Genomic DNA, 16,597 nt, shown 5'->3' on the forward strand with positions numbered 1-16,597 from the left:
CCAGTGGCGGCCGCATCTTCAGGGAGGCACCACACTCATGTCCCGATTGCTCATCGTCGTTGACCGCGCCAAGGACTGGGCCCCGTATTATCCGAGCGAGGACGTGCTGACGTTCGAGCAATACCTCCAGTACACCGCCCCGGCGTCCGCCCGGGTCCGGGTCATCAACCTGTGCCAGAGCGCCCGTTACCTGAGCCAGGGCTATTACTGCTCGCTGCTGGCCGAGGCCCGGGGCCACCACGTGGTGCCGTCGGTGATGACCCTGAACGACCTCAGCCGAAAAGGACTGTTCTCTCTGGAGCTGGAGGAACTGGACCGCAGCGTGATCCAGTGGCTGGAGAACGCCGGTTCGGAAATCGAGGGCGACGGCGACGAGAAAGGCGCCACCCACGAAGTGCGCATCCGCACCTATTTTGGCCAGGCCCAGCATCCGGATCTGAAGCCGGTCGCCCGCGCCCTGTTCGAGCGATTCCCGTGCCCGGTGCTGGAGATCGTGTTCAAGCGCCGCAAGACCTGGCAGATCGAATCCATGCGCCCGGCGTCACCGGCAGACCTCACCGAGCAGGAGCAGGACGTGTTTGCCTCCGCCCTGGACCGGTTCAGCACCATTGTCTGGCGCAAGCCCCGTAGTCGGCGCCAGTACCGGTTTGATCTGGCCATGCTGGTGAACCCGGAAGAACAGCTGCCGCCGAGTGACGAAGCCGCCCTCAAACGCTTCGAGAAGGCCGGTCGCAAGCTGGGCATCAACGTCGAGCGGATTACCCGCCGGGACTATATGCGCCTGCCGGAGTACGACGGTCTGTTCATCCGGGAGACCACCGCCATTGACCACCACACCTACCGGTTTGCCCGTAAAGCGGACGCAGAAGGCCTGGTGGTGATTGACGACCCGGTGTCCATCCTGCGCTGCACCAACAAGGTGTTCCTGGCGGACCTGCTGAAGAACAACAAGGTGCCCACGCCGAAAACCCTGATCATCTCCCGGGACCAGAAAGACGCTGTAGAGCGTATCAGCGGCGAGCTGGGCTTCCCGGTGGTGATTAAGATCCCGGACGGCGCCTTCTCCCGAGGCGTAACCAAGGCCAAAGACGAAAAGGAGCTGAAAGCCGGCCTGAAGGAACTGTTTCGGCAATCGGCCCTGGTGTTGGCGCAGGAGTACCTGTACACGGACTACGACTGGCGCATCGGCGTGCTGGGCGGCCGGGCGATCTACGCCTGCAAATACCTCATGGTGAAGGGCCACTGGCAGATTTACCAGCACGACGAGTCCAAGACCGAGAGCGGCGGCTTCGAGACCCTGCCCACCTATGAGGTGCCCCGCAACGTGATTCAGGCGGCCCTGAACGCCACGCGGCTGATCGGCAACGGGCTGTACGGTGTGGACATCAAGCAGTCGGGCAATCGGGTGGCGGTGATTGAAGTCAACGACAACCCGAGCATCGATTCCGGGGTTGAAGACAAGTTCCTCGGCGGCGAGTTGTACACCCTGGTCATGCAGGAATTTCTGTCCCGCATGGAGGCCAAACGCCGGGGCTGACGGGCCCCGGTCGCTCGCCGGTTTATGCACATGGTGACAATGCCGTGACTGTGTGAGCAAACGTAAACATCCCGTCATGAATCGCCTGTTTGAATTTCATCCTGTTGAAAATAAAGAGAAATTTTGCTGATCAAAAAATGATCAATCTGTAGAGCGGCAGGGTTATCAAGGGATCGGAAAGCGTCACCGGCGATTTTCAACAGGGTTATCCACAGAATCCGTGGAAAAGCGTCTGAGGGGTCAGAGAGTCAATCAGTTAGCGTCGATCCGGAGGGCGAACGGGATGCTGTGGAAAACTTCCGGTATACTTCCGCCTCCCCGGATTCTGGAGTGTGTGCATGTACGGTCTTGCCCGAAACCTGTTGTTTCGCCTGCCCCCTGAGCAGGCCCACCACGTCGCGCTGAACGGGCTGTCGGTTGCGGGCAAGCTGGGGCTGCTGGGGTGCCTGGCGCCCCGGGTGGAACCGCTGCCGGTGGAGGTGATGGGCCTGACGTTCCCGAATCCGGTGGGCCTGGCGGCTGGCCTGGACAAGAACGCCGATTACGTCGACGCCCTCGGCAGCCTGGGTTTCGGCTTTATTGAAGTGGGCACGGTCACGCCCCGCCCGCAGCCGGGTAACCCTCAGCCACGGATGTTCCGCTTACCGGAGCATCAGGCCATTATCAATCGCATGGGGTTTAACAACGAAGGCCTCGAGCACCTGCTGGCGCGGGTTGACCAGCGCCGGTACCAGGGCATACTGGGCATCAATGTGGGCAAGAACAAGGACACGCCGAATGAGCGCTCCGAGGACGACTACCGCCGGGGCATCGCTGCGGTCTACACCCGTGCCGACTACATCACGGTGAACGTGTCTTCCCCCAACACCCCGGGCCTGCGGGACCTGCAGTTTGGCGATGTCCTCAAACGCCTGCTGGAGGCCATCAAGGACGAGCAGAGCCGCTGTCAGGCCGAGACCGGCCGGTACGTGCCGATTGCGGTGAAAATCGCCCCGGATATGGACGATACCGGTATCCGCTTTGTCGCCGAGGCACTGCTGGAGACCGGCCTGGACGGCGTGATTGCGACCAACACCACCATCGCCCGGGATGCCGTGGCGGGCCATCGCCACGCGGAAGAAGCCGGCGGCCTCAGCGGTGCGCCGGTACGCGCGGCGTCCCTGCGGGTGATTCAGGGACTCTACGCAGAGCTTGGGGATCGCCTGCCGATCATTGGTGTGGGTGGCATTACCGACGGCGCCAGCGCTGCCGAAAAAATTCACGCTGGCGCCCGGCTGGTGCAGATTTACACCGGCTTTATTTATCGGGGGCCGGCGTTGATCGGGGAGGCGGTGGAGGCCATCCGGAGGGAAATGTCCAGGGCCTGAAACGAAGATGGGCCCGCAGAGCGGGCCCGTGCGGGGAATAAACCCCGTGGCGTATCTTCAGTTGGTCCGGGGCGGGAGGCCCCGTCTGGGTGTTTCTGTCGATTGCCTCAGTCTGTTGTGAAAGATTCAGATCAGGGTCGGGGTCTGGCCCGTGCCGCAGAGTCGTTCCTGACTCAGGCGGAGTTCACGGTGGCCATTCGGTGAATGCCGGAAACGCCGGTCATGCCCTCCCAGTTATCTTGTCGGCCTTCGCGCCACCCGTTGAGCCATTCCTGGCGTACCTCCGGATGATCCAGCGGGCAGCTGTCTTTGGATTTGCCGGACACGCCAGCGAGATAACCCCGTTTGAATGCACGAGCGTGCATATCTCTTTTCTGTCTCTTCATGCCGTTCCTCACTGATGGATTAACAGAACATGCGTGTGCACACCTGCTTGGCCTCAGCAAACGGGAGGGTAACCACCGGGCTTCTTCCACCTGCCGGCACATCTCCCTATTGCCACTCCAGGCCAGAGCAGTCAGGATCCTGTTAACGAGGGCATTCAGTCCCCCGGAACGACGCGTCAATTACAAGGTAGAACGAACCTTCGGCGCCTGTACACTATTTATTTCATCTAGATGACCCTTCTCTTATAGTCTGATGAACTAAAAATGACGGTCGTTCCCCCAGAACCGCCGCCAATTCGGAAACTTAACGCCATGAGCATTGCCAGCCAGGAGCCTGCCTTGTCCACACCTGTCTATTTTGTAACCTGCCCGAAGGGCATCGAGTACCTGTTGGCCGACGAGCTGGCGGGTTTCGGCCTGGAAACGGTCCGGCACTCGCCGGCGGGGGTCTGGGTGCAGGGAGAGCTGGCGGCAGGCTACCGGGCCTGCCTGTGGTCCCGGCTGGCCAACCGGGTGATCCTGCAGGTGGCGGACATCAACGGCGACACGGACGACGCTTTGTATGAGGGGGTCGCGGGCCTCGACTGGCAGCAGCACATCGATCCCGCCACCTCGTTTCGGGTGGTGTTCATCGGCCAGAACCGGGCCATCCGCAACACCCAGTACGGGGCCCAGCGGGTCAAGGACGGCATTGTGGACAGCTTTCGGGCGAAGGGGCTGGCCCGGCCCTCGGTGGCCACCCGTGATCCGGACCTGACGGTGTCCGCGCGCCTGCACCGGGATCGCCTGTTCCTCGGCATCGATCTGAGCGGCCACAGCCTGCACATGCGCGGCTACCGCACCGAGAAGGGCATTGCGCCGCTCAAGGAAAACCTGGCGGCAGCGCTGCTGCTTCGGGCCGGCTGGCCGGACATTGCCGCGGCCGGCGGCGATTTTGCCGATCCCATGTGCGGCTCCGGCACCCTGCTGATTGAAGCCGCGCAGATGGCCCTGGACATCGCGCCGGGGCGTCGGCAGGAGCGGTTCGGGTTTGAGAAATGGCCCGGCCACCAGCCGGAGGTCTGGATGGCCCTGCGCCAGGAGGCCGAGCGGCGCGCCCACGATGGGCGCCAGGGCCGCGTCCCGAAAATCGCCGGCTTTGACGCCGACGCCCGGGTGATTGCCACCGCCTGGAAGAACATCCAGAGGGCGGGGCTCGAGGGCGTGGTTCATGTCGAAGCTCGGCCCGTTAATGAGTTTCGGCTGGACGGCGAGGGCTGGGCCGATCACGGACTGGTGCTGACCAACCCGCCATACGGCGAACGGCTCAGCGAGCGGGCAGAGCTGAGCGGGCTTTACCAGTCCCTCGGCGAGGCGGTAACGTCCGCCGTACCCGGCTGGCGCCTGGGGGTGTTTACCGGCGCGCCGGAGTTTGGTCGCTCCATTGGGCTGCGAAGCTTCAAGCAGTACCGCCTGTTTAACGGCAAGCTGCAAACGCAGCTGCTGCTGTTTGAAGTGCGCCCAGACAACGCGGTCGCCCCCCGGGACCCGGATGCGCCGGCTACGGTGCGCCCTCGCATTGCCAACCCGGAGCGGGCCGCCATGCTGGCCAACCGCCTGAAGAAAAACCGCAAGACCCTGGGCCAGTGGGCCCGCAAGCAGGACATTGGCTGCTACCGTCTGTACGACGCCGATATGCCGGAATACGCCCTGGCCATCGATCTGTACGAGGGCCGGGTGCATGTGCAGGAGTATGCTCCCCCCAAGACCGTCGATGAGCGCGCCGCCCGGGAGCGGTTGGCGGAGGCGCTGGCGGTGATTCCGGAGGTGCTGGAGGTGCCATCAGAGCAGGTGGTGTACAAGCAGCGCCAGCGCCAGGCAGGTACCCGGCAATACGAAAAGCAGTCCCAAACCGAGGAATTTTTCACCGTTCACGAGCACGGTTGCGCCCTGAAAGTGAACCTGCGGGATTACCTGGACACGGGGCTGTTCCTGGATCACCGGTCAGTGCGCCGCTGGATTGGCGAACACGCCCGGGGTAAGCGCTTCCTGAACCTGTTCTGCTACACCGGGGCGGCGACGGTGCACGCTGTGGTTGGCGGCGCCCGGGAGTCCCTGAGCCTCGATATGTCAAAGACGTACGTGGCGTGGGCTCAGGACAACCTGGCGCTGAACGGTGCCGATGTCCGCCGTCACCGGGTTGAGCAGGCGGACTGCTTGGCCTGGCTGGCGGAGCCGGCTCAAGGTCGCGGGGTGTTTGATCTCATCTTTATGGACCCGCCGACCTTCTCCAACTCGGCGAGGATGGACGGGGTGCTGGACATCCAGCGGGATCATCCGGTGCTGGTGCGCCAGGCCATGGCCCGGCTGGCGCCGGAGGGCCTGCTGATCTTCTCGAACAACTTCCGCCGATTCCGCCTGGATGCGACGCTGGAGGACGAGTTTGAAGTGGAAGAGGTGACGGCTCAAACCCTGGACAGGGACTTCCAGCGCAACGCCCGCATCCATCGGTGCTGGCACATCCGGCACCAGCTCTAGACGGGGCTCAGCCGGAGGCCCGGCGACATCAGAATTCGTAGCGCAGGCCGCCGGAGAACTGGAAGCTCTCGACGCCGGTGTCCGTGTCCTCGAACAGTTTGCCGCCCTCGAACACCAGATAGGTGTCGCTGAACACCTCGAAATCAATCCCGGCCAGCCAGTTCACCGCAAAACTGCTGGCTGGGAATTCCGAGCCGAAGTCCTTGTACAGTTTGTTCCGGTCCTGGTCCAGGTTGGTCAGGGTGGCGTCGCCGTTGATGTAGGAAAACCCCAACTGGCCGTAAACATTGGCGTAGTCGGTAATCGGGTAATGCAGGCCCATGTACCAGCTGGCGTAATAGTTCACGGACAGGGTCAGGTCGCTGTCCGGTACCTGGGCGTCGTCGTAACCGCCGCCCAGGCGAAATTCCGTATGGAACATATCATTGATGTGGCCGCCGACCACCAGGGTGCCGGCCTGGCCCCAGGCGTCCTCTTCGAGAGGCCCGACGGACCGGTGGTCAAAGGTGGTGGCCAGCAGGCCGATGTAATGCTTGTCGGCCCGGGGCTTGGGGGTGTCGTCCTGCGCCATGGCCAGTGGGCTGGCGACCAGCGCAACCAGGCCCAGGGCCATCCCCGGAGACAATCTCGCGCGATGACACGCTCGGGACACAGTGGCAACAGCGATGGGGGCGAAACGCAGGTCTTTCATGGGGTGTCGGGATCCTGGCTGACGGAACGTCCGGGCATTCTGCCTTGTGTAACGGTGTGTTACGCGGACGTTCGTCACAGTTCCCGGCGCGGTCGCGCGTTCCCGGTGCCGGTCAGTCCTCGTCCATCAGCCCGGCGTCCCGGGCCAGCATCAGCAGGCCGTAAACGCCGTTTTCCGGCAGCCGGGGCTCCAGGCCCTCGTCAATCAGGTACTGGCGGCGCCGGTCCTCCAGGTCATCCGGGCTCAGGTCCGGAATCAGTTCGCCAATGGGGGCCAGCTCAAACGGGGCCTCCTGGGCCACCGCGCTGAAGATTTTGTCCACAAGCACCTCATCCGGGTCCAGGCCGTCCACGTAAACCGTCTGGTCCGGCAGGTCCTGGTGCAGCTCCCGGGCGAGTTCGATCAGCGGCACACCCTGTTCCTCCAGGTACGCCAGGTCCACGTCGCCCAGGTCCCCGTCGTCCGGCAGCCAGTCGTCGTCTGGCGCAATCACCACGGTTTTCATGCGTCCGTCCTCCAGCGACCAGGCCATGGCGGTCGGGAAGAGGACATCGTCGGTCTGGCAGTATTCGATATCGAGAAAGCGGGGCAGGGGCACGGGCAACTCCGAAGGCGTTGGGGCATGTCAGCGGGCAGGGCGCGGCCGATGCGCTCTGGTCTGAAGCGTGGGGCGCAGGCGTCACGGTAGGAGCGGCAAGCGCTTCATGCCATACTGTGGCCGGTATTATCAATCAATCAGGGACATCATGGAACACGTTGAGTTTACGCAGGATCTGATGGCTTTTCTGGACGCCTCACCGACCCCCTGGCACGCCGTCGCCAACCTGGCGGCTCGCCTGGACGCGGCCGGTTTTCAGGCGCTGGACGAAAAGGAAGACTGGTTGCTGGCGCGCGGGCAGGGCTACTACGTTATTCGTAACGGGTCCTCTATCGTGGCCTTTCGCACCGGCCAAAGGGATCCCGCCGACGCGGGCATCCGCATGGTGGGTGCCCACACCGACAGCCCCTGCCTGAAGGTCAAACCCAATCCGGAACTGCGCCGCAAAGGCTATTTCCAGGTGGGTGTGGAAGTGTACGGCGGTGTCTTGCTCAACCCCTGGTTTGATCGGGACCTGTCCCTGGCCGGCCGGGTAACCCTCCTGGATGATAACGGCGCCGTGCGCGACACGCTGGTGAACTTCAAGCGCCCGGTGGCGTTTATTCCGAGCCTGGCGATTCATCTGGACCGGGAGGCCAACAGCAACCGGTCGGTGAACGCCCAGACCGATCTGCCGCCCGTGCTGATGCAGGTGCCGGGCAACGACAGCACCCGGTTTGATCAGATCCTGATTGAGCAGATTGCATCGGAAGACGGCGTCCGGGCCAGCAAGATCCTGGGCTATGAGCTGGGTTTCTACGACGCCCAGGGTGCCGCGCTGGTGGGCCTGAACCAGGAGTTCCTGGCGTCCGCCCGCCTGGACAACCTGCTGAGCTGCTACATCGGCGTACAGTCCCTGATTCACACCTCCGGTGAGGAGGGCGCGCTGTTGGTGTGCAACGACCACGAGGAAGTGGGCAGCATGTCCGCCGAGGGCGCCCAGGGGCCATTCCTGAGTGCGGTGCTGGACCGCTGGTGCGGCGCCGGTAGGGCGCGGGCCATCGCCCATTCGATGATGGTCTCCGCCGACAACGCCCACGGCGTGCATCCAAACTTTGCCGACAAGCACGACGAAAACCACGGGCCGATCCTGAACCAGGGCCCGGTGATCAAGGTGAACCACAACCAGCGTTACGCCACCAACAGCCGCTCGGCGGCCCTGTACCGGCACATCAGTGATGAACTGGGGTTGCCGCACCAGACCTTTGTGGTGCGCAGTGACATGGGCTGTGGCAGCACCATCGGGCCGCTGACCGCCGCGAATCTCGGGGTCACCACGCTGGACATTGGCGTACCCCAGTTCGGCATGCACTCGATTCGGGAACTGGCGGGCACCCGGGACGGGTACACCCTTTTCCAGGTGCTGACAGAGTTTCTCCAGCGGCGGGCGGTGTTCTGAGTATCGGGCCCGCCTTCGCCCAACAAAAAAGGCCGCTGACGGTGATCAGCGGCCTTTCGAAATTCGGTGGCTCCCCGAGCTGGGCTCGAACCAGCGACAAACGGATTAACAGTCCGTTGCTCTACCAACTGAGCTATCGGGGAACATCAGTCGAGAGGCGCGCATGGTAAGCCGTTCGGTTTACGCCGTCAACCCCCTGAATTCGATAGGTTAAATCGTGAGCAAAAGCGTTCCAGTCCGGTCCCAGTCGGCGAGATACCGGCCACCCCTGTGGCTGCGCAGCGGGCATCTGCAGTCCGTGTGGCCGAGCCTGTTCCGTTCCGTGTCCCTCCAGGGTCCGGAGACGGAAACGCTGCCGACCCCGGACGACGACGAACTGCACCTGGACTGGTATCGCCAGGGCAGCGACCGCCTGGCCATTCTCAGCCACGGCCTCGAGGGCCATAGCCGCCGGCCGTACATCCTCGGCTTGGCGAGAGCGCTGCTGGCGGACGGCTGGGATGTGCTGGCCTGGAACTTCCGCTCCTGCGGAGGGGTCATGAATCGGCAGCCCAGGTTCTACCACAGCGGCGCCACCGAAGATCTCGGGCTGGTGGTTGAGCGGGGCCTGGCCGCGGGCTACCGGTCCGCGATGCTGTCCGGCTTCAGCATGGGCGGCAATCTCACCCTGCTGTACCTGGCCCAGCAGGGAGAGCGCATCGACAGCCGCATCGCCGGCGGGCTGGCCTATTCGGTGCCCTGCGACCTGGCGGGCAGCGCCGACATGCTGGCGTTGCCCAGCCGCCGCATCTACATGAATCGGTTTCTGAAAGACCTTCGTCCAAAGATGGAAGAAAAGGCCCGCCGCTTCCCGGATCGGATAGACGTAGACGGCTTCGACCAGATCCGCACCTTTCACCAGTTTGACGACCGTTTTACCGCGCCGCTGCACGGCTTCCGTGACGCCCGGGAATACTGGGCCGCCTGCTCCGCCCTGCCAAGACTGCCGGACATCCGGGTACCGACGCTGATGATCAACGCGGCGGACGATCCGTTCCTGTCACCGGCCTGTTACCCGCAGTCCCGCCAGGCCCTGGGCCCCTGGGTCACCCTGGAAATGCCCCGATGGGGTGGGCACGTCGGGTTTGTCGAGCGGGCTCGGGACGGCTACTACTGGTCCGAGCGCCGGGCCCTGGGGTTTGTCACCCACCTCGCTTGAGGCCGTCGGCCCACGGCGGTTGTCAGGGGAGAACCACTGCTCAGCGCCTCAGCGCCGCGCGGTTTCCGATGCCTCCAGCAGCGGCGCCAGCACCGGCCAGACGTTCTCCAGCAGCCGAGGCTGGCCGGCTTCGGTCGGGTGAATGCCATCGTTTTGCATCAGTTCGTCGTGGTTGTAAATATCCGCCAGAAAGAAGGGAACCAGGGCGGTGCCGTACCGGTCTGACAAACTCGGATACAGCCCCGCGAACGCCTCGGTGTAGCGCTGGCCGTAGTTTGGCGGAATCTGCATGCCCACCAGCACGACCCGCGCGCCGGCCTTCTGGGATTCGGTGATCATGGTGGTCAGGTTGGCGCGGATAACGTCGGGCGGAAAGCCCCGCAGGCCATCGTTGCCCCCCAGCTCGACCATCACGATGTCCGGCCGGTGTTTCTCCAGCAGGTCCGGCAGCCGTCGGGCGCCACCGTCGGTGGTCTCCCCGCTGATGCTGGCGTTCACCACGTCCCAGTGTTCCAGCCCGCGGTCCACCAGTCGTTGGCGCAGGAGCTGTACCCAGGCGGTCTCTGTGGGCACACCGTAGCCGGCGCTCAGGCTGTCCCCAAGGATCAACAGCGTTCGGTCGGCGGCCGCCGCCGGCAGGGCCACGAAAAGCGCGGCCAACAGAATGACTGATCTGACAAAACCGGTAAGCGTATGCTTGAACAACACAACGATGTGACCTCATTGAAAACGGACGGACTGCAGGAGCCCGCGTGACCTCACCGAACGAACCCCTCGTCGAACGGACCACCGAAACCACCGCCGGAGGAACGCCCCGAACGGCCGCTCCCATGCTCCGGGTAACCGGGCTCAGCCATCGGGTGCGCCTGGAAACCGATACGCTGACGATCTTGCAAGGGGTCAACCTGGAAATCAATCGGGCGGAATCCGTCGCCATCGTCGGCCGGTCCGGTTCCGGCAAAACCACGTTGCTGGGGCTGCTGGCGGGCCTGGATGTGCCGTCTGAAGGCCGGGTTGAGCTGGACGGCGCGGTCATCAGCGAGCTGAGCGAAGACCAGCGAGCAGAGCTGCGGGCCAACCGAGTGGGCTTTGTGTTCCAGTCATTCCAGCTGCTGCCGGCGCTGACGGCGCTTGAAAACGTGATGCTGCCGCTGGAGCTGGCTGGCAATCCGGCACCGGATCGTCGCGCCCGGGAGCTGCTGGAGCGGGTTGGCCTGGGTGACCGAATGAGTCATACCCCCCGACAGCTTTCCGGAGGCGAGCAGCAGCGAGTGGCCATTGCCCGGGCATTCGCCTGCGAGCCGGCAATCCTGTTTGCCGATGAGCCCACCGGCAACCTGGACAACCGTACCGGGCAGGCAATTTCGGACCTGCTGATGGCCCTGAACCGGGAGCAGGGCACCACCCTGGTGATGGTCACCCACGATGAGCACCTGGCGGCCCGATGTACCCGGCAACTCCATATTGAGGCTGGGCAGGTGACTGAGCCGGCCCGGGCGGAGACCGCCTGATGGCCGCTGCAGGCAAGCTGGGCTCGGTAAGGCGGGACTGGCGCGAGCGGGATGTCCGGGTGGTTCTGGTGGCGTTGGCGATTGCGGTGGCCACCGTGGCGACCATTGCCCTGTTTGCCAGCCAGTTACAGCGTACCCTGGTAAGCTCCGCCTCAACCTTCCTGGCGGCGGACCGCCTGCTGGATGCTGAAAACGGCGGGCCAGTGCCGGATCAATGGCTGGAAAAAGCCCGGGCGGATGGGCTGCGAACCGGGCAGTTGATCGAGTTTTCCACCATGGTGGTCGGCGGCGACCGCTATCAGCTGGTGTCGGTAAAAGCCGCCGGTGACAGCTATCCGCTGAAAGGCACCCTCGAGATCCAGCGCCAGCCCGATGGCCCAAGGGAAACCGTGTCGCGAGGGCCTGAGCCCGGCGGGGTCTGGGTGAATCCACGGTTGTTGCGGTTGCTTGAGCTGAATGTGGGCGACGCCCTGGAAGTGGGCAACCGCAAGCTCACCATCACCGCGCTGTTGGTACGGGAGCCGGACGGCGGCTTCAGCATGGCGGCCCTGGCCCCGAAGGTGTTGATGCACCGGGACGATGTGGCCAGTACCGGTGTGATTCAGGAAGGCAGCCGGGTGGCGTACAAATACCTGTTTGCCGGCGATGATGCCTCGCTTGCCGCCTACGAGGCCTGGCTCAAGCCCCAGCTCTCGCCCAGCCAGGAGTGGCGCAGTATCCGTGACGGCGAGGCGTTGTCCCGCTCATTGCAGCGGGCGGAGCGGTTCCTGCTGCTGGGTGGCAGTCTTGCGGTGCTGCTGGCCGCCGTCGCGGTGGCCGTGGCCAGTCGCCAATACGCGGTCGCCCAGCGGGATACCGTGGCGCTTCTGAAAACCCTGGGCCTGAACGGCCAGGGCATCACCCGCCTGTACTTGCGCCGGCTGGTCATGTGGGGGCTGGCCGGAACGGTGGCGGGCCTGGCCATAGCGTTGCCGCTGTTTTGGGCCCTGGCGTCCCTGCTCGAGCGGCTGTTGGACCGCCCGGTGACCACCAACATTGATCCCGCCGCCCTGGTGCCCGCCCTGGCCACCGCCGTCGTCTCGCTGTTTACTTTTGCGTATCCGCCCATTCGCCGGCTGCGCCAGGTGCCGGCCATGCGGGTCCTGCGCAGCGCATCGGGTGAATCGTCCCGGGCAGTCTGGGTGGATATCGTCGTAGCCGGCGTTGCCATTTTCGGGTTGGTCTGGCTGTACGCGGGTGAGCTGGCCCTGGTGGTCTCGCTTCTGGGTGGCGTGGTTCTGGTGCTGGTGGTTCTGGGCGTACTGGGCGCGCTGCTGATGGCCGTCGTGCGCCGTATTCGCGGTGGCGGCACGGCCTGGCGCCTGGCCCTGGTAGGGCTGTACCGGCACCGCCGGGCCAGCCTCTCACAGATGGCCGTATTCGCCATGACACTCATGCTGGCGGCCACGCTGATCCTGGTGCGCACGTCCCTGCTGGACGACTGGAAGGGACAACTGCCCGCGGACGCGCCCAATCACTTCCTGATCAACATTGCGCCGGAGGCCCGGGCCGACGTGGCCCGGTTCTGGCAGGATCGGGGGCGGCCGCTGGCGGACCTGTACCCAATGGTCCGGGGCCGGCTCACTGAGTTGAACGGCCAACCCATCAAACAGGCCGTGGGCGACAAGAACATCGGCGCCCTGAATCGGGAGCTGAATCTCACCTGGATGCAATCCCTCCCTAACGACAATGGCATCGTTCAGGGCCACTGGTTCGGGCCCGATGAGCGCACCGGCGTTTCGGTGGAGGCTGGGCTGGCGGAGCGGCTGGGCCTCGCCCTGGGTGACCGGCTGACGTTCACGATTGGCGCCCAGACCCTCACCGAGCCGGTCACCAGTTTCCGCACGGTGCAGTGGGACAGCATGAAACCGAACTTCTACGTGGTGTTTCCACCGGGCGGCGGCCTGGAGGGTATGCCGGCCACCTGGATCACCAGTTTTTACCTGCCAGCGGAGGGGAAAACGGCACTCAACGACTTTACCCGGGCGTTTCCGACGGTGTCGGTGCTGGAGATCGATGACATCATCGCCCGGATCCAGGACATCATCGGACAGGTCACCCTGGCCATCGAAGCCATCCTGGTGATGATTCTGGCGGCCGCCCTGGTGGTGATGGCGGCTGTGGTCAGCGCCACGCTCCAGGACCGGCAGCGGGAAGGGGCATTGCTGCGGACCCTGGGCGGTCGGCAATCCCTGTTGGTGCGAAGTACATTGCTGGAATTCGCCGTGTTGGGCGGCCTCGCGGGGCTGATTGGCGTCCTGTCGGCAGAAGCGGCGGTGTACGCCCTTCAGTTCCGGTTGTTCGACGGTGCGTTCCGCTGGCACTGGGCGGTGGTGGTGCCTTTGCCCCTGCTGGCGGCCGCGGTGGTGGCGCTGTTTGGTCGCTGGCAACTGCGGCCGGTGCTCACCGTATCGCCCATGTTGCTGCTGCGTCGCCTGGAGTAGGCCCCGTCCGCCTATCGATAGTTGGCGAGAATGTTGTCGAGTTCGCCGCTGTCACGCAGTTGGGCCAGCGCCTGGTTGAAGCGGTCGACAAACGGCTGCCAGTCCTTGCGCATCATGATGCGGAACCCGTAGTGGCTGATGCCGCGCTCGGAAATCCGGAAATCGTCCCGCATCTCCTGGTTGCGCAGGATCCAACGGCCCACCAGCCGGTCGGCGATGGCGGCGTCAAAGCCGTTGCCGTGCAGCACGTAGGTGAACATGTCCTGGTCCCGGGGGACGTCAAATCGCTTGATCCGGCCAGCGTCCAGGTCTGCCTGCAACGCCGGGTAGTGATAGCCCAGGTGGGTGACCAGGGTCGTGCCGGCCAGATCCGAGACCTGCTGGAACCGGAAATCCGAGTCCTTCGGGCTGAAGAAGACTTCCTCTATGGCCACAATCGGGTCTGTAAAGACAAATTCATCCGGATTATCGACCCACTCCCGGGCCCGGGATGTCGCGTCCAGGTACCCGCCTAACAGCATGCGGTCTACCCGCTTGCGCGGAATTCGCAGCGCCTTTAACGTGTAACCGAGCTTTTCCGTCACCCGTTTCATCACGTCCCACATGATGCCACTTGGCTCGGCCTGGTCGACGATCAGGTATGGCGGATAGCCGTTCGGAGAAATGTTGAAGCGGATTTCCCGCCCGCTATCGCTGGCCGGGGGCGGCGGGCTCTGCTCGGCGTCATCGCCGGGTCTGGCTTGTGCGGCGCGGCCGCTGACGAGTGCGAGGGCGCCAAGAAGGGTCAGCGCAGTGAGGATTCGGAGACGATGGCGGTCGGGCATGGGGCTCTCGTTACCAGAGTGCGAGGGACATGTGCGTTACCAGTGTTGCTCAGCCATCCGTCACTCGGCGGAGCAAGGCACTGTGGTATTCGGGTCCGGCGACCTCCCTGCCAGCCTGCGTTAAGAATGTTACCGAATTGATCATTGATTTCAATGATTCTCCATCAATGTTTCTGATCAGAACAGGTTGCCGGGGCATGAGCTGATCCGTCCGCCCCTGGCGGCGGGGGTGAGCACCCCCGCCGCCAACGGGTTTATGCCCAGGCCCGGCGAAGAATCGCCCGGGCGTCCGCCACCGTAACTTCGCGGGGATTGAACATGATGGAGCCGTCGTCCAGGGCCTGCTCGGCAATCAGATCCAACTGGGCTTCCTGCACCTTGCCGGTTTCGGTCAGGGTGCGGGGCAGTTGGCAGCGCTTGTGCAACTGATCCCGCAGTTTGCGCAGGGCGGCGATACTGGCTTCCGCCCGACGGCTGGCCGGAGTGGCGGCGTAGACCTCCGGGCCCTCCAGGTACAGCAGCAGCTCGCCCAGGGGCTCGCGGATGCTTTCCAGGTTGAATTCCAGCACGTACGGCAGATACAGGCTCATGCACAGGCCATGGGGCAGGTGACAGATGGCGCCAGTGGCGTGGCCAAGGGAGTGCACCAGGCCCACCATGGAGTTGGAAAACGCGATACCCGCCATGGTGGAGGCCTGGGCCAGTTCCAGCCGGGCATCCGCATCCTTGGGGTTGTCCATCACCGTGAGCAGGTGGGTGCTGATTTTCTTGATGGCCCCGGTGGCGTAGGCGTCGCTCAGGGGGTTCTTGGCCATGCAGGTAAACGCCTCGGTGGCGTGGGTCATGGCGTCCATGGCGGTGGCCGCGGTAATGTGCGGCGGCAGCGTCAGGGTCATACGCGGGTCGATGATAGCCGCGTTGGGCAGCAGGAAAGATGAAGTGAACGCCAGCTTGACGTGCTTTTTCTCATCGGTGATCACCGCCACAGACGTGACCTCGGAGCCGGTACCGGCGGTGGTTGGCACCACGAAGAACGGCTTGAGCGGGTGCTTGAGCACGCCCGCGCCGCTGTAGCGGGCAATGTCGTCGCCGCCCTCGGACACCAGGATATTCACCGCCTTGCCGGTATCAATGGCGGAGCCGCCGCCCACGGCGATGATGGCGTCGCATTTCTCGGAGCGGTAGATGCCGGCGATGTCCCGGACCACCGACGTGGACGAATCCGGCGGCACGTCGTCGTAGATACTGACGATCTCCAGGCCACCTTCCTCGCAGGCGGCGATCACCGGGTCCAGCAGGCCGGCGGCGCGCACGCCCTTGTCGGTAATGATCATCGGGCGCTTGGCACCCAGGCCGTTGATTTCATACGGCATGTGTTCAAGCGCGGCTTTGCCGGCGATCACTTTCACCGGGCAGAAAAACTCGTAGTAGGACTGGCTCATTCAGGCTCTCGCTGTCTGCAGAAATTGGGTGGCAACGCGCCGGTAGATGCGGGCGGCGCTGATCAGTTTTTCCGGCAGGTGAAGGCCGGCGGGGTATTCCTTTACCGCCCGTTTGGCGATCAGGCGCGGCAGGATAAAGGTCTCGAGGCGGTTCAGGACCCGGGTCATGCGCACGGCGTAGCTGAGGTCGCCGTCCACCACCATGCGGTCGTGGGCGAAGGCCACGGCGGTCTTTTCCTGGAATGACAGCACCAGGAACGCGTGGGCCATGTGTTTGAACTGGATGGAGAGGTTCACCGGGCGCGGGGCAATCTGGCCGTGGTAGCGGAACTGGCCGTCGCCGGTGTGTTCCACCACCAGGCTGGGCCCGGACGGCATCACGGTCATTTCGAACAGGAGGCCCTTGGGCAGTCCCCGGGCCTCTTTCCGAACCGTTTCATCGACTTCACTGACCGCCTGGAGCGCGCGGCCCATCACCTGAAACATGATGTCCACGTAAAGGCGCCGGGCCTGGAACATCATGGGCTGAATTCGCTTGAGCAGCATGACCATCATCCGTTGTGGCTGTTGATGATCTGATTTTTAGAGTTATTGCTCTAAAAGTC

General features: G+C 64.1%; 14 protein-coding genes and 1 tRNA gene. 7 read left to right on the forward strand and 8 right to left on the reverse strand.

The annotated features are described in order from the left end of the window. The first annotated feature begins 37 nt into the window (after window positions 1-37). Window positions 38-1,537: a RimK family protein gene (locus V3388_RS16040; RefSeq protein WP_336368578.1), complete on the forward strand. Its 1,500-nt coding sequence runs from the start codon at window positions 38-40 to the stop codon at window positions 1,535-1,537. 338 nt (window positions 1,538-1,875) lie between these two features. Beyond that, window positions 1,876-2,904 carry a quinone-dependent dihydroorotate dehydrogenase gene (locus V3388_RS16045; RefSeq protein ID WP_336368579.1) on the forward strand — a complete coding sequence of 343 codons (1,029 nt, stop codon included), beginning with the start codon at window positions 1,876-1,878 and terminating at the stop codon, window positions 2,902-2,904. Window positions 2,905-3,077: 173 nt separating this feature from the next. On the opposite strand, the gene rmf is transcribed toward V3388_RS16045, so the two are convergent. Further along, window positions 3,078-3,290, reverse strand: coding sequence for a ribosome modulation factor (gene rmf, locus V3388_RS16050; protein ID WP_336368580.1), 213 nt, complete (start codon window positions 3,288-3,290; stop codon window positions 3,078-3,080). 312 nt (window positions 3,291-3,602) lie between these two features. Between rmf and rlmKL the strand changes: the two genes are divergently transcribed. Continuing rightward, the gene (rlmKL, locus tag V3388_RS16055; protein ID WP_336368581.1) at window positions 3,603-5,807 is read left to right on the forward strand and encodes a bifunctional 23S rRNA (guanine(2069)-N(7))-methyltransferase RlmK/23S rRNA (guanine(2445)-N(2))-methyltransferase RlmL; all 2,205 of its coding nucleotides are present in this window, start codon (window positions 3,603-3,605) and stop codon (window positions 5,805-5,807) included. Window positions 5,808-5,835: 28 nt separating this feature from the next. On the opposite strand, the gene V3388_RS16060 is transcribed toward rlmKL, so the two are convergent. Together V3388_RS16060 and V3388_RS16065 are read right to left on the reverse strand one after the other, a co-directional pair. After that, complete coding sequence (locus V3388_RS16060; RefSeq protein ID WP_336368582.1) at window positions 5,836-6,498, reverse strand: outer membrane beta-barrel protein; 663 nt, start codon at window positions 6,496-6,498, stop codon at window positions 5,836-5,838. 112 nt (window positions 6,499-6,610) lie between these two features. Continuing rightward, the gene (locus V3388_RS16065) at window positions 6,611-7,096 is read right to left on the reverse strand and encodes a hypothetical protein (RefSeq protein WP_336368583.1); all 486 of its coding nucleotides are present in this window, start codon (window positions 7,094-7,096) and stop codon (window positions 6,611-6,613) included. Between the two features lie 148 nt (window positions 7,097-7,244). On the opposite strand from V3388_RS16065, the gene V3388_RS16070 reads away from it, so the two are divergent. Then, window positions 7,245-8,534, forward strand: a complete 1,290-nt coding sequence (locus V3388_RS16070; protein WP_336368584.1) for a M18 family aminopeptidase — start codon at window positions 7,245-7,247, stop codon at window positions 8,532-8,534. Window positions 8,535-8,601: 67 nt separating this feature from the next. On the opposite strand, the gene V3388_RS16075 is transcribed toward V3388_RS16070, so the two are convergent. Next, a tRNA-Asn gene (locus V3388_RS16075) sits at window positions 8,602-8,677 on the reverse strand. Window positions 8,678-8,751: 74 nt separating this feature from the next. Between V3388_RS16075 and V3388_RS16080 the strand changes: the two genes are divergently transcribed. Continuing rightward, window positions 8,752-9,732, forward strand: a complete 981-nt coding sequence (locus V3388_RS16080; protein WP_336368585.1) for a YheT family hydrolase — start codon at window positions 8,752-8,754, stop codon at window positions 9,730-9,732. A gap of 48 nt (window positions 9,733-9,780) precedes the next feature. Here the strand turns inward: V3388_RS16080 and V3388_RS16085 are convergent, their stop codons facing one another. Further along, window positions 9,781-10,437, reverse strand: coding sequence for an arylesterase (locus tag V3388_RS16085; RefSeq protein WP_442915662.1), 657 nt, complete (start codon window positions 10,435-10,437; stop codon window positions 9,781-9,783). A 125-nt stretch (window positions 10,438-10,562) separates the two neighbouring features. Between V3388_RS16085 and V3388_RS16090 the strand changes: the two genes are divergently transcribed. Together V3388_RS16090 and V3388_RS16095 are read left to right on the forward strand one after the other, a co-directional pair. After that, the gene (locus V3388_RS16090; RefSeq protein ID WP_336368633.1) at window positions 10,563-11,243 is read left to right on the forward strand and encodes an ABC transporter ATP-binding protein; all 681 of its coding nucleotides are present in this window, start codon (window positions 10,563-10,565) and stop codon (window positions 11,241-11,243) included. Next, the gene (locus V3388_RS16095) at window positions 11,243-13,726 is read left to right on the forward strand and encodes an ABC transporter permease (protein WP_336368587.1); all 2,484 of its coding nucleotides are present in this window, start codon (window positions 11,243-11,245) and stop codon (window positions 13,724-13,726) included. Before V3388_RS16090 ends, V3388_RS16095 begins: the two co-directional genes overlap by 1 nt. An 11-nt stretch (window positions 13,727-13,737) precedes the next feature. On the opposite strand, the gene V3388_RS16100 is transcribed toward V3388_RS16095, so the two are convergent. From V3388_RS16100 to V3388_RS16110, 3 genes are all read right to left on the reverse strand, one after another. Next, window positions 13,738-14,550: a substrate-binding periplasmic protein gene (locus V3388_RS16100; RefSeq protein ID WP_336368588.1), complete on the reverse strand. Its 813-nt coding sequence runs from the start codon at window positions 14,548-14,550 to the stop codon at window positions 13,738-13,740. A gap of 254 nt (window positions 14,551-14,804) precedes the next feature. After that, on the reverse strand, window positions 14,805-15,992 hold the full coding sequence (locus tag V3388_RS16105; protein ID WP_336368589.1) for an iron-containing alcohol dehydrogenase: 1,188 nt from the start codon (window positions 15,990-15,992) through the stop codon (window positions 14,805-14,807). Next, complete coding sequence (locus V3388_RS16110; protein WP_336368590.1) at window positions 15,993-16,538, reverse strand: hypothetical protein; 546 nt, start codon at window positions 16,536-16,538, stop codon at window positions 15,993-15,995. Window positions 16,539-16,597: the final 59 nt, after the last annotated feature.

The organism is Marinobacter sp. C2H3, assembly GCF_037080155.1.
GTDB lineage: Bacteria > Pseudomonadota > Gammaproteobacteria > Pseudomonadales > Oleiphilaceae > Marinobacter.

Coding starts and splice junctions, on each gene's coding strand:
- V3388_RS16040 (WP_336368578.1), top strand. CDS start 38: ATGTCCCGATTGCTCATCGTCGTTGACCGCGCCAAGGACTGGGCCCCG.
- V3388_RS16060 (WP_336368582.1), bottom strand. CDS start 6,498: ATGAAAGACCTGCGTTTCGCCCCCATCGCTGTTGCCACTGTGTCCCGA.
- V3388_RS16095 (WP_336368587.1), top strand. CDS start 11,243: ATGGCCGCTGCAGGCAAGCTGGGCTCGGTAAGGCGGGACTGGCGCGAG.
- rlmKL (WP_336368581.1), top strand. CDS start 3,603: ATGAGCATTGCCAGCCAGGAGCCTGCCTTGTCCACACCTGTCTATTTT.
- V3388_RS16105 (WP_336368589.1), bottom strand. CDS start 15,992: ATGAGCCAGTCCTACTACGAGTTTTTCTGCCCGGTGAAAGTGATCGCC.
- V3388_RS16110 (WP_336368590.1), bottom strand. CDS start 16,538: ATGCTGCTCAAGCGAATTCAGCCCATGATGTTCCAGGCCCGGCGCCTT.
- V3388_RS16090 (WP_336368633.1), top strand. CDS start 10,563: ATGCTCCGGGTAACCGGGCTCAGCCATCGGGTGCGCCTGGAAACCGAT.
- V3388_RS16100 (WP_336368588.1), bottom strand. CDS start 14,550: ATGCCCGACCGCCATCGTCTCCGAATCCTCACTGCGCTGACCCTTCTT.
- V3388_RS16070 (WP_336368584.1), top strand. CDS start 7,245: ATGGAACACGTTGAGTTTACGCAGGATCTGATGGCTTTTCTGGACGCC.
- V3388_RS16045 (WP_336368579.1), top strand. CDS start 1,876: ATGTACGGTCTTGCCCGAAACCTGTTGTTTCGCCTGCCCCCTGAGCAG.
- rmf (WP_336368580.1), bottom strand. CDS start 3,290: ATGAAGAGACAGAAAAGAGATATGCACGCTCGTGCATTCAAACGGGGT.